Here is a 12,629-nt window from a genome sequence, read left to right on the forward strand (position 1 = left end):
TAGACACCTCAGCTAAGGCGCCTAAGGTGGTGAAAAATTATTTAAACATGCCTTTCAGTTTTGCCAGTTTCTCCTGCAAATCACCATCAGCATCTTTTTGTTCATGCTTAGGCTTAAAATTAGGTTTTGAATTGTTCTGTTTATAATCTTGCCTTGGCTTCTGTTCTTTATATTTCGGATTTCCACCTCCCGACTTCGGACTAACTTCAGTTTTCATCGATAAAGAAATTCTTTTGCGAGCAACATCAACTTCCATCACGGTAACCTCTACTTTTTGGTGAACTTTAACCACATCATTCGGGTTTGCCACAAAACGATTGGCCAGTTGACTGGTGTGAACCAAACCATCCTGATGAACGCCGATATCGACAAAGGCACCAAAGTTGGTAATGTTGGTTACTATGCCTGGCAATTTCATGCCTGTTCTCAAATCCGATATTTCATTAACACCCTCAGTAAAACTGAAAGCTTCGAACTGTTCACGCGGGTCGCGACCTGGCTTAGCCAACTCTTTTAAAATATCGGTTAACGTAGGTAAACCAATTTCATCAGTTACATATTGCTGTAGCTTTATTTGTTTCTGTAGTTGAGTATCTTTCATCAATGAAGAAACAGTCGTACCCAAATCTTTAGCCATTTTATCAACTACAGCATAACGCTCAGGGTGAACACCACTGGTATCCAGAACATTCTCAGCGTTTCGGATACGCAAGAAACCAGCTGCCTGCTCATAGGCTTTATCGCCTAAACGGGGAACTTTTTTCAGGCTTTCACGGTTTTTAAAGGCTCCGTTGGTATTTCTGTAATCAACAATGTTTTGGGCTAAGGTTGGGCCCAAACCTGAAACATAAGCTAGAATTTGTTTCGAAGCGGTGTTTAGCTCTACGCCAACGGCATTTACCGCACTAATTACCGTATCATCCAAACTTGCCTGTAATTTATTCTGATCAACATCATGTTGATATTGGCCTACACCAATAGATTTTGGATCGATTTTAACCAGCTCTGCTAGTGGATCCATTAAGCGGCGACCGATTGATACTGCCCCACGAACGGTAATATCCTGTGTAGGGAATTCTTCACGGGCAACTTCGGAAGCAGAATAAATTGATGCACCACTTTCGTTAACCATTACGATGGTAATGTTCGGTATATTTAAACCACGAACAAAAGCTTCAGTTTCCCTACCGGCAGTTCCATTACCTATGGCGATGGCCTCCACATCATGTTTTTCGCAAAGCTGCTGAATCAAGAATGCCGCATTTTTCTCATTTCCTTGTCCGGTATGTGGATAAATGGCCGTATTTTCCAATAACTGGCCTTGCTTATCTAAACAAACCACTTTACAACCTGTACGGAAACCAGGGTCGATAGCCAGCACATTTTTTTGCCCCATTGGAGCCGCAAGCAACAATTGGCGGGCGTTTTCTGCAAAAACTCGAATCGCTTCTTCATCGGCTTTCTGTTTGGTGAAAACACGAAGCTCAGTTTCCATGGCCGGTTCTAGTAAGCGCTTATAACCATCTTCAAGTGCTTGCTGTACTTGTTTTGATGCTGCATTGTTAGCCAGGATAAACTGGTTCTCTAAAATGGTAAGTGCATCTTCAGCAGGAGGAAGTGCATCTAAGCGTAAAATTAGTTCCTTTTCGCCACGGCGCATGGCCAACACGCGGTGCGAAGCCGCTGTTTTTACGGGTTCATTCCATTCGAAGTAATCTTTATATTTAATGCCTTCTTCTTCTTTCCCTTTAATTACTTCTGATTTAAACTCAGCTTTTTCCTGAAAGTATGTACGCATTTTGGTTCGGGCCTCGGCATTTTCCGAAATCATTTCGGCAATAATATCACGGGCACCGGCTAAAGCCTCATCGAGTGAGTTTACACCTTTTTCAGTATCAATAAATTTATCAGCAGAAGCTTCTAAATCGAAATTTTGTTGCTCGAAAATCTGTAAAGCCAGAGGTTCTAAACCTTTTTCTTTTGCCATTGAAGCACGGGTCTTACGTTTCGGTTTGTAAGGCAGGTAAATATCTTCCAGTAAAGAAATAGTTTCGGCTTCGTTAATTTGTTTTTCAAGCGCTGGCGTTAATTTTCCAAGCTCGGTCATCGATTTTAAAATCGCTTCCCTACGTTTGTCTAAATCGCGTAATTGCGTAACCCGATCGCGGATGGCAGCAACTTCAACTTCGTCCAAACTACCTGTTGCTTCTTTACGGTAGCGCGAAATAAACGGAACAGTTGCACCTTCATCCAATAAGTTTATGGTGGCGGTTACTTGTTTTTCTGCAACGTTTAATTCTGCAGCAATTATTTTATGGTGAGTTAACATATTCAAAAATTAATGTGGCAAAGCTAATCAGGATTTGCTGGATTTAAAGTTTTTTAAGGTGAAGTTTTCCACCAGAAAGTGTGAGTAAAATTATTACTTGATTTATAAGATTTCGTGATCTTTTAGGTTGTTGAGGAACTATAGAAGTTTAATCGATTAATTTATGGAAAGCAAAAACAGAAGATTTTTTTAAACGTTAGTTGGGCTTTATGCTATATCTTTTTTGTCTGTCCTTCAACTACGCTCAGGATGACAAACAAAAAAGTATACCGCTTCAATCCCGTTTAACTAACACGGGTTTTTGCAAATACTGAGATTTGCATAGCGTATCATAAATGAGATGGTGTTATTTCTTTTCTGCTATTTTTCGTGAATCTCGTTCGGCTTTAAATTTTGTGATCCTCGTAATTAAGTCTAATGGCATTGGTTTATTTAATGGAAACTGAACGGCACCTTTGCTCCATTTGTAATCACCGAATTCATGTTTAAAGGCTTCAATTCCGGAGCCTGTGGGATAGAAGCCTATATGCTTTTCGTATGCTGCAAAATAAACTAAAACACCATTTTGCTTAAAAGCTGGCATTTTATAACTGATTACTTCTTTTGCATTAGGTACAGCTTTATGAATGGTTTCACGAATCTGTTGCAAAAGCTGCTGTGTTTTTGCAGGGAATAAAGCAATGTATTCATCAATGGTTTGTGGCGTTATATTTTCCATAACTTTAAATTAGGAAAAATATAGGTCGATTTAGTCGCTGATTACAATATCGTATTTGTGCAATAAACCTGCTAAACCCGATATGGAGAATCGTGCCTTTTTAATGCGGTTTCGATCTGGATCAATAGCGTAATTGTATGCAGTTCTGAAATCAGCCTTTTCAAGGATTGTTCTCTCAAAGGTTGTTTTCAGCAAATCGCAATTGTCAAAAATTGAGTTAGCAAGGTCGGTCTCCGTAAAATCTACCTCTTGCAATTGTGAATCCTTGAAAGAAGTCTTCTTCAGCTTCAATTTATAGAAAGAAGAATGATCAAGTTTACAGTTTTCGAAGTTGAAAGCCAAACCAAAATCGTTACAGTTTTCAAAGCGTAAGCCCAGCATTTTACAATCGCTAAAGTTTACATCGATAAACGAGGTTTTGGTTAGGCCTGCTAAGCTCAGGTTGCAGGAAATAAATGTACAATCGAGAAATTTTATTCCACTTAAATCGGAGCTGGAAAAATTACAACTAATGAATTTGCAGTTTTCGTATTCGGCTTTTGGTAAGGTTCTTAAGGTAAAATCTTCCTTATCAAATGTTTGTTCAACAATATAACTCTCAGACATTTATTCGTTTTTTTGTCGAGCTAAGATAAAAAATATAGATTGTTTTATGGGGTTTGGTAGGAAGCAAAACCGGGTTTTTTGAACAGGTTTGGGTAAAATAAACCCGACAGAAATGGAAATACTTTTTTGTGGTAGCAACCCTGAATATACTGTCATGCTGAGGAACGAAGCATCTGCAACCTATGAAACGGATGCTTCGTTCCTCAGCATGACAGACGTTTAAAAAAGATTGGAATGTATGGCGGGGCTGCTATTAACTAAGAATTACCAGGCATAGATTTTCATATTATTTTCCAATTATGAAATCTTAATTCATATAAGCTTAAATGTTCTTAAATGACTTATATGGTGGAGAAGATTGTGTTGAAGCGAGATTGCTTCATGTTTCGCAATGACTTATAATGCAAAAATCCCCCAAATTGCTTTGGAGGATTTATATCTGATGAGATTCTAAGCTGCGCTCAGAATGACAATTTATTTTGTTGCGTACATTACTTCTTTAACCGCTTTAATTACTCTTTCAGCATTTGGTAAGCTGGCAGCAATTAAAGTTGGAGAATATGGAAGCGGAACATCTGCACAAGTGATACGTAATACTGGTGCGTCTAAATAATCGAAAGCATTTTTTTGAACGTTGAAAGCAATTTCTGATGAAATTGAAGCCAATGGCCATGCTTCTTCAACAACAACTAAACGGTTGGTTTTCTTAACCGACTCAATGATTGTTGCGTAATCGATAGGACGTACAGTACGTAAATCGATTACCTCAACGTTGATTCCTTCTTTAGTTAATTCTTCAACAGCAGGGTTAACAACACGGGTTAACATTTTACCGAAAGTTACAATAGTTACATCGGTACCTTGTTTCGTGATGTTAGCCTTACCGAATTCGATATAATATTCTTCAGCAGGAACATCGCCTTTATCGCCGTACATTACCTCAGATTCCATGAAAATTACCGGATCTGGATCAATGATAGCTTGTTTTAATAAACCTTTTGCATCGTAAGGAGTTGATGGAACAACTACTTTTAAACCTGGTGTATTTGCATACCAGTTTTCGAAGTTTTGAGAGTGTTGTGCACCTAATTGTCCGGCGTTACCTGTTGGGCCACGGAAAACCATAGGGCATGAAAACTGACCACCACTCATTGATAAAATTTTAGCAGCACCGTTGATGATTTGGTCGATAGCTACTAATGAGAAGTTAAATGTCATGAACTCCACAATTGGAATAAGGCCTGCTGTTGCAGCACCCGTTGCAATACCTGCGAAACCTAATTCGGCAATCGGGGTATCGATAATGCGTTTAGCACCAAATTCCGCAAGCATGCCTTGACTAACTTTGTATGCTCCGTTATATTCTGCTACTTCTTCACCTAATAAAAAAACGCGGTCATCTTTACGCATTTCTTCGCTCATGGCTTCGCGTAGTGCTTCTCTAAATTGGATTTCTCTCATTGTAAATTTTAATAACGGTGGCAAATATAATTATTAATCGCATTGAAACCAAAGGCAATAATGCCTGTATTTTGTAATAATTATGGTTGATTATTGAGAATTTAGGTGCTTTTGAAACTTAATTTCAGGCATTATTTTTAGTTAGCTGAAATATTATTTTGCTTTGCTATGGTCAATCTTGTTTTTGTATTAAGATTTAAGGATTTCCCGAAATTTCTTCTCCAAAATGGATGATATTCCCATTGTTATCCAAAATAGAAAACTGCCGCATCTCCCAGGGCATATCTTTTAGTGCACCTTCGGGATGAATAATATCATGAACACTATATTCTGCATAAAGCTGATCAACTTCGGTAACGTTAATATAGCAGCCGGTGTTTTTTGGGTATTCAGTGTTATCTGTGGTCCAGAAATGTAAATCCATACCGTCACGACTGAAAATCAGGTAGCCATCCCAATCAGAATGAAAAGTAAAGCCTAACTTTTCTGTATAGAATTTCACTGTATCTTCAGTATTAAGTGAAGCTAAAATTGGTACTGCTGCTTTGAACATGGTAACTTATATCTTATTATTACTTTGAATTTAATGATTTGGATTCAACAATCCGTAAATCTCGCTATCTAAAAACTGCCCGTTGAAATAATAATTTTGCTTAAAGCATGCTTCTTTTACAAAACCATGTTTGCGCAACATTTGCCGTGATGCATCATTTTTAACATTAATATTTGCGCTGATGGTATGCAGGTTAATATCGGTAAAGCCAAAGTCAATGGTTCTTTTTAGGGCTTCGGATATAATTCCTTGGCGCCAAAAATCGGGGTGAAGCATGTAACCGATTTCAGCACGATGGTTTGCAAAATCTGTTCGCCAATAGCCAATTGAACCAATCATTTGATTTGGATTTTCTTTCAAGGCAATTACCCAGGCTAAGTTATCGCCAGTTTCAAAGCCCTCATTAAATTTGGTAATAAAGGTTTTAATCTCCATCAAATCTTTTGGTCTTTCACGGTCGATGAATTGCATAACCGCCTCATTGGTGCGCATGGCATACAGCGTTTCAGCATCTGAAAGGGCATGCTCGCGAAGGATTAATCTTTCTGTTTCGAGTACAGGAAATTTGGTGAAGTTTAGGCTAAGCATTTTTAAATTTAAGCGATTAACCGCAAAGTGCACAAAGTTTTTCGCAAAGAAATGAGGTTTTTAGCTTTGAACAGCTCGTCATTGCGAGGCACGAAGCAATCTTGCTACTATTAGTTAATAAATGCGCCTTAAGATTGCTTCGTGTTTCGCAATAGCGGAAACCAATGGCTTACGGTAAACCCTTACTTCCCGAATAAGGTTTTATAAATCGAATATTTATAATTATCAGGAATTTCGCTTGCTTTAAAATAAGGTGAACCAAATAATTCAGCAAGCTTTTCTTTCAGTTTGGCGAGGAATAAAGGCTTAATTTCTTCGAGAAAATCACCACGTAAAACCTGCCGGTTAGATTTAAACCAAACACCACCGTACATTGGGTCGTTCATTGTTTTTACGATATACAGATTTGGTTCTACACAAGTCTTTCCTGCCGATTGTTCATAAGCATAAGTATAAAGTAATGTCTGAATCAGTGCCTTATTAATGTGTTTTCCATCGGAGTTAAAGAGTTCATCAACGTCTTTGAAGGCCAATTTATCGCTCCCTGTTTTATAATCCACAATTTTGGTGATGCCATCTTTAACATCAACACGGTCTATGTAACCAAATATTTTAATGCTTTCCTCTTTTCCATTTAAAGGAAAGCTGATTTCGGCTTCTACCTTTTGCTCCAGACTGATAATTGTAAAAGGCGTTTGGGAAATATCTTGGTTCAGAATAATATTTACATAAGCTTCAACAATGGCAAGAATTACTTTTTGCATGCCTTTGTATTCCATTACCTTGTCGGGATGATTAAACATTACTGCATTAAAACCCTTTTGAATCAGTTTTGGAATTAATTTTTGCCTTTCTTTAATCCTTTCTGCGGTAATTTCAGCACTCCTCAACTCTTCATAGAAATATTCCATCACTTTGTGCAAAATCGAACCAATTTCATTGGCTTCTACAACTGCACTGATTTCTTTTGGTTCTTTAATACCCGCGATATAATTGAAGAAAAAATCTATCGGATTGGAAATGTATTGTGTTAGGGCCGATGGCGAGAGTATTTTCTTTTTAGCTAAATACTTTTGAAGTGTTTCCTGAATAAAGGCATTTCCGGTTTTTTCAATCTGTACTTCTCTAAATGATTCGGTTTTTACCTCCAGGTTTAACTCATTGTATTTGAAGCTGAAACCACTCTCGTACTCCAGTTGCTTTAAAATTCTGCTGGCTTCGCCTGATGTAGATTCATCAGTTAAGCTGTTGTAAACAAAGTTGATATTACTTGCTCTTTGCATCAGCCGATAAACCATGTATGATGAAATAGCATCTAAATTCTCTAAAACGGGTAAGCCATAAACCCGGCGGATGGAATCGGGTATGAAACTATTTCCGATAGAAGATTTTGGAATAATTCCCTCATTGAAACCTAAAATAACTACCTTATCAAAGTTCAGGTTACGGGTTTCGAGTAATCCCATTACCTGGATTCCATTCAAGGGATCTCCCGAAAGTGGAACTGCAATAGCTTGCAGCGATTTCTGCACGAGATAAATTACAAACGGAATCTCCTCCTTGCCAATATGGCTGTTAAAAGTATCATGTAGCCGGTTTAATTCCTGAATGGTTTTAACAAAAAGCTCGGCATCAATTTTCTTTAAGGTTTTCGCGTTCGATAACCGGGTTAAAACAAAATCCAAAACCTCGAGCAGGTTGGTTACCACAATTTGAGGTTGTTCAATTTTTTTATAGAAGACCTCAAATAATCCGTTTTGTCGTAAAAGTCGCTTATGATCTATTTCAACCTGATTTTCCTCCAGCAAAGCCGTAAGGATTTTGTCACGCATTTTTTGTGTTAAACCTGTTAAAGGGTGAGTCAGAAACGCTTCGACATTTTTGTAGCTAACTTTATCGCCTTGTAAAACTTCAAGCTGAGAAGCTAACCATAAATCGACCAAACCAAAGATGCTTGAAGTAGATAGCGCAAAACCCATGGTTACATTCAGGTTAACATCTTTATTGTTAAATGTAGTAGGGATGGTTTGTAAAGTCGGAATCAACAAACTTTCATCAGCTAAAACCACCACTGTTCTACCTAGGGTTTCTGCATCGGTATAGTCATCCTCCAAAATATTATTAAGGATTTTTGCCTGGGCTGATTGCCCCTGAACCTTAAAAACATTTACATGGTGTTCGGCAGTTTTCATTAAACTTTCCTTTTCAGAAAATTCATTTTTTAAACGAAGAAGATTAAGGTTTTTTCTTAAAAATAAACCTGCTTCCTGCGAAACATCTTCTAAATAATAACGGTCGGCATCGAAATAAAAGAGCGCCTTTTCCGCTTCCTGTAATTGGGTGAAAATTTTTGCTTCAGCACTGCTAAGGGCATTGAAGCCAACAAATATGATTTTTCCTTTATCGAAATTGGATATAAACTCCTGATGACTTGTAATATCATCCGCCAGGTGGCGATATACTGAACCATTGGTTAAATAGCCCTGGGCTTTTAAAGTAGTATGGAATTTGTTATAAAGTTTTGGCATTCTTCGCCACATTTTTATAAATAACTCCTGCTGTTTCTTATGTTTTCCTTCCGAGTAAGAAGTCCAAAATTGAGCAAGAAACTGGTATTGTTCCGGGCTTAGGTAAGCAAAGTCCTGATTAATCACCGAGATATCTTCCAAATCCCGGTACAGCTTTTCTGCATCCACCAAATCAGCATCAATCTGGTTAAAATCACTTAAAATGATTTTAGCTAAAGGAAAAAACTTATGACTTGATATTGTTTCCAGCTTTTCTTCAACCAGCAGCTCGTTATAGATTTTATGGAGCGTAAAAAACTGCAAATAGAAATCAGCAATTTTATAATCGGTAGCGCTTGCAAAAAACTCCTGGATAGTAAAAACCGAAGGGCTGAAAAAAGGCTTACCAATAATATCTGCAAAGTGTTTTTGTAAATAAGCAGATGGTCTTTTATTGTTAAAAACAATAGCACAATTTTCGAGTTGATTTCCAAACCTGGTAACTAAATCTTCGGCAACTTCCTGTAAAAATGCTTTCATCTTTTTATTGTACTAATTTCAATTTGCCTTTAATCGCGTAAAATAAGTAGGTTTTAATATTTTCATATCCCATCTGAGATAACAAATTTTTATAACTATCCACCTGTTCAATGTGCTTGTCACTTTCTTCCAAAGTAAATTTATAATCCAAAATAATCACTTCGTCAGCCGTTAGCAATACCCGGTCGGGCCGGTGCAGTTTTCCATTCGCATCAACAATATTTTTTTCGGTAATGCTTTCTGTGGCTTTATTTAAAAGTAATTTAAGTTCTGTATGGTTTAATACTTCCATAGCGGATTCAACCAGCTTTTGTTTCTCCTCTTCCTTGATAATACCTTGCAAAATAAGATTCGAGGCATAATCTTCAACTCCTTTTTGAGTAGTAGCGTTTGCTAAAATATCATGAAGCAATGAGCCTTTTCTTCCCGATTTTTCGATGTTTACCAGATGCTTCAAATGCTTGTCTTCGGATGGAATATAGAGTTCAGATAATCGTGTGGTAGTTGGATAATGACTTAAATTTATGGAATTCGAAGCCTCCGTTTTGGTTTCTGTTTGCACATAATCTACAATTTCGTACACGCCATTTTCATCAAAATCATTTTCAAATGTGTGGTTAATCACATCACCCATATTTGAAAGATTAATTTCTTTATTGCCTTTGGGCTCAGCCTTGCCCATAGTAGCGATATACAGATAATCTTTTGAACGCGTAGTTGCCACATAAAGCATGTTCAACGCATCCATGTTATTGTAAAGCAATTCTTCGTAATAAGCCTTTGCAATGGCAGAATCGGCTAAATCTTTATTGTACTTTAAAGGAATCCCCCGAAGCTCCTTGTAAACGGTATCCGCTGAAGAAACCCAGAATGTTGAGTTCGCTTTACCTTTTACCTCCCAATTGCAAAAAGGTACAAAAACTGCTCTGAATGCAAGCCCTTTTGATTTGTGAATAGTAATAATTTGAATTGCATCAGCACCTTCAGGCGATGGAAGCGATTTTTTTACGCCATCTTCATCCCACCAGGTTAAGAAAGAAATAATGCCCTTTTCACCAAGTTTCCCTGCGCTGGCAGTTAAATCTCTAAAAGCTAACAGGTAAGGCAGGTGTTGTGTGCATTTTTTTAAATCATAAGCTTCTATCAAAATTTCAATCAATTCTGCCAGTGGAAGCTGAAGCCAGGATTGCCAGTTTTCGCACAGCGATTTCGGTAAAACATGACTTAACGTACTTAATGAAATATTATTAAGGTTTACATAATGGTTAGCATTTGCTTCTTGCCCATGCAATGAATGATAAAGTGCAATGCAGTTCGCTTTATACAAAGCCGTTTGTGTATCTAAGCCGATTAAAACCTTTAACGTATTAATGATGAGCTGAATCGCTGAGTTATTGGAAATCAGCAAAGCATCTCCAGAAAGTACAGGGAGTTTTTGCTCCATCAACTTTTGAACCGTTAGCATGGCCTCACTGTTAGAACGAACCAGCACGGCAATATCCTTCAATGCATAATGCTGTTCATTTTTCAGGTAAAGGATTTCTTCAATAACATCGTTCAGGGCTAAATCCCGAAAAATGGTTTCTGAAAAACGGGTCTCTTCAGGCGCATGTTCTTTACTGAATTTCTTGATTTTTATAGTGCCGCCTTTTAATGTACCGGCAGCGAAATTTTGAGATGAACCTGCATAAATATCGGTAATAATTGAGCGGTAATGCTGTGCATCCCACCAGGCAGTAAGCTCCTCTGGTTTACCTGTCAAACTCTGGTTTAACTCATTTTGCAAGGTTATGGGAATTTGCCGGTATAGAAAATTGTTAAAGGTGATGATGTTCTCTGTACTGCGGTAATTCTCTGCTAAACTCTCTTCAATAACATTATGCGGGCCTACATCCAGCTTTGCATGTTTGTGTAAAATATTCCAGTCGCCATTTCGCCAGCGATAGATGGATTGTTTGGTGTCGCCAACAATTAAATGGTCGGTTAAGGCCAAGCTCGGAGTGGCAATGGCATTGGTTAAAAGTGATTTAAAACTTCCCCACTGACTGGTAGAAGTGTCCTGAAACTCATCAAACAGAAAGTTCCGATAGCGGTTGCCCACTTTTTCCCAGATGAAAGATGGATTGTCGCCAGCATCTTCTGTAATTCCTGATATTAACTTTTGCGCATCACTAATCAAAAGGTTATCATTTTCTGCACGATATTCTTTCAACAATACAGCAATTTCCTGCATCAACCGCAGGTAATATAGGTTCTTGTTAAAAGCTATGGCCAGCTGATAATTTGGTAAATGATTTATGTAATGGGTTTTTATCTTTTGTAAAATCGGGTTAACAGTAGCGTAAGCTTCCGGATTATCAGCATTTTTCTGAAACCATTCCTCTGGTTCATCAATGAGGTTGAATATGGATTCTATTTTTGAGAAATCACCGCGGGCAATAACAATTAATTTGGTTAAAGGACTTCTTGATTTTCCTTTCAAATCCTCATTTTCTACACCCAGAACTTCCAATGCTTCACGGGCATCAGTTGCTAACTGTATAATTTCACTTTCGAAGTTTTTAATCTCATCCTTAGTAACACTGATGTATTTTTTAAAAAGCTCGTCAATATTTTCAAGCCCAAGCGCTTCAACTGCCGATTCAAAAACCTGAAAACGTTCGGAGAAGATCTCTCCGATAAGGTTGTAAAGTTCAATTTTATAATTCCAGCTTTTATTATCGCTGATGCGCTCAATAGCTAAATCAATAATCCATTGTAAAAGCTGTTTGTTTTCGTTTAGTGCTTCATCAAGTTTGTTCACTAAGTCGTCTTTAACCTTGTCATAATTCATTTCTAAATTATAATCAGCATTTAAACCGAGCTCGAAAGCAAAACCCCTGATTACTTTTTGAACGAAGCCATCAATTGTACTTACCGAAAAACGACTGTAATCATGAAGAATTTTGCGATAAATTTTATCGGCTTTAAGCTGTAAATTTTCAGCTTTCAGCTCAGGATAAGCAAGTAAAACGAGTTTACGGTAATCATCAATTTTCTTCGAAGGATTTCCCTGCGCTAAACCAACTAACACTTCTAAAATCCTGCTTTTCATTTCTTCTGTAGCCTTATTGGTAAAGGTTACGGCTAAGATTTCACGGTATTTATTTTCTCCTGAAAAAAGCAAGGTCAGGTAATGTGCAGTTAGGCTGAACGTTTTACCAGAACCGGCAGAAGCCTGAAGAATTTTAAGAGGTTGCGGCATAGGTTTTATTCCCCTCCTGAGGGGTGCCCGCAGGGCGGGGTGGTTTTTAAATTTGATGTTCTATTTCCTAATATTTTTGCAGT

General features: G+C 37.7%; 8 protein-coding genes. All 8 read right to left on the reverse strand.

Annotated features, from left to right (window positions below):
* Positions 1–37: 37 nt before the first annotated feature.
* The 8 genes from R2R71_RS16905 to R2R71_RS16940 all read right to left on the reverse strand — a co-directional run bounded on the left by R2R71_RS16905 (position 38) and on the right by R2R71_RS16940 (position 12,546).
* Entirely contained in the window at positions 38–2,329 is a 2,292-nt protein-coding gene (locus R2R71_RS16905; RefSeq protein WP_316832454.1) for a Tex family protein, read from the reverse strand.
* 346 nt (positions 2,330–2,675) lie between these two features.
* Positions 2,676–3,047: an iron chaperone gene (locus R2R71_RS16910; RefSeq protein WP_316832455.1), complete on the reverse strand. Its 372-nt coding sequence runs from the start codon at positions 3,045–3,047 to the stop codon at positions 2,676–2,678.
* Between the two features lie 30 nt (positions 3,048–3,077).
* A complete protein-coding gene (locus R2R71_RS16915; RefSeq protein WP_316832456.1) occupies positions 3,078–3,653 on the reverse strand; it encodes a pentapeptide repeat-containing protein in 576 nt (191 codons plus the stop codon).
* Between the two features lie 474 nt (positions 3,654–4,127).
* On the reverse strand, positions 4,128–5,114 hold the full coding sequence (locus tag R2R71_RS16920; RefSeq protein WP_316832457.1) for a pyruvate dehydrogenase complex E1 component subunit beta: 987 nt from the start codon (positions 5,112–5,114) through the stop codon (positions 4,128–4,130).
* A gap of 196 nt (positions 5,115–5,310) precedes the next feature.
* Positions 5,311–5,667, reverse strand: a complete 357-nt coding sequence (locus R2R71_RS16925; RefSeq protein ID WP_316832458.1) for a VOC family protein — start codon at positions 5,665–5,667, stop codon at positions 5,311–5,313.
* Positions 5,668–5,697: 30 nt separating this feature from the next.
* Positions 5,698–6,255 carry a GNAT family N-acetyltransferase gene (locus R2R71_RS16930; RefSeq protein ID WP_316832459.1) on the reverse strand — a complete coding sequence of 186 codons (558 nt, stop codon included), beginning with the start codon at positions 6,253–6,255 and terminating at the stop codon, positions 5,698–5,700.
* Positions 6,256–6,437: 182 nt separating this feature from the next.
* Complete coding sequence (locus R2R71_RS16935; RefSeq protein WP_316832460.1) at positions 6,438–9,302, reverse strand: PD-(D/E)XK nuclease family protein; 2,865 nt, start codon at positions 9,300–9,302, stop codon at positions 6,438–6,440.
* Between the two features lie 4 nt (positions 9,303–9,306).
* Positions 9,307–12,546, reverse strand: coding sequence for a UvrD-helicase domain-containing protein (locus R2R71_RS16940; protein ID WP_316832461.1), 3,240 nt, complete (start codon positions 12,544–12,546; stop codon positions 9,307–9,309).
* Between the last annotated feature and the right edge of the window lie 83 nt (positions 12,547–12,629).

The sequence above is a fragment of the Pedobacter aquatilis genome (assembly GCF_032678405.1).
GTDB lineage: Bacteria > Bacteroidota > Bacteroidia > Sphingobacteriales > Sphingobacteriaceae > Pedobacter > Pedobacter aquatilis_A.

Bases quoted from the DNA above. Each gene is read 5' to 3' on its own strand.
- R2R71_RS16920 (WP_316832457.1), bottom strand. From the start codon at position 5,114: ATGAGAGAAATCCAATTTAGAGAAGCACTACGCGAAGCCATGAGCGAA.
- R2R71_RS16925 (WP_316832458.1), bottom strand. From the start codon at position 5,667: ATGTTCAAAGCAGCAGTACCAATTTTAGCTTCACTTAATACTGAAGAT.
- R2R71_RS16915 (WP_316832456.1), bottom strand. From the start codon at position 3,653: ATGTCTGAGAGTTATATTGTTGAACAAACATTTGATAAGGAAGATTTT.
- R2R71_RS16905 (WP_316832454.1), bottom strand. From the start codon at position 2,329: ATGTTAACTCACCATAAAATAATTGCTGCAGAATTAAACGTTGCAGAA.
- R2R71_RS16930 (WP_316832459.1), bottom strand. From the start codon at position 6,255: ATGCTTAGCCTAAACTTCACCAAATTTCCTGTACTCGAAACAGAAAGA.
- R2R71_RS16940 (WP_316832461.1), bottom strand. From the start codon at position 12,546: ATGCCGCAACCTCTTAAAATTCTTCAGGCTTCTGCCGGTTCTGGTAAA.
- R2R71_RS16910 (WP_316832455.1), bottom strand. From the start codon at position 3,047: ATGGAAAATATAACGCCACAAACCATTGATGAATACATTGCTTTATTC.
- R2R71_RS16935 (WP_316832460.1), bottom strand. From the start codon at position 9,302: ATGAAAGCATTTTTACAGGAAGTTGCCGAAGATTTAGTTACCAGGTTT.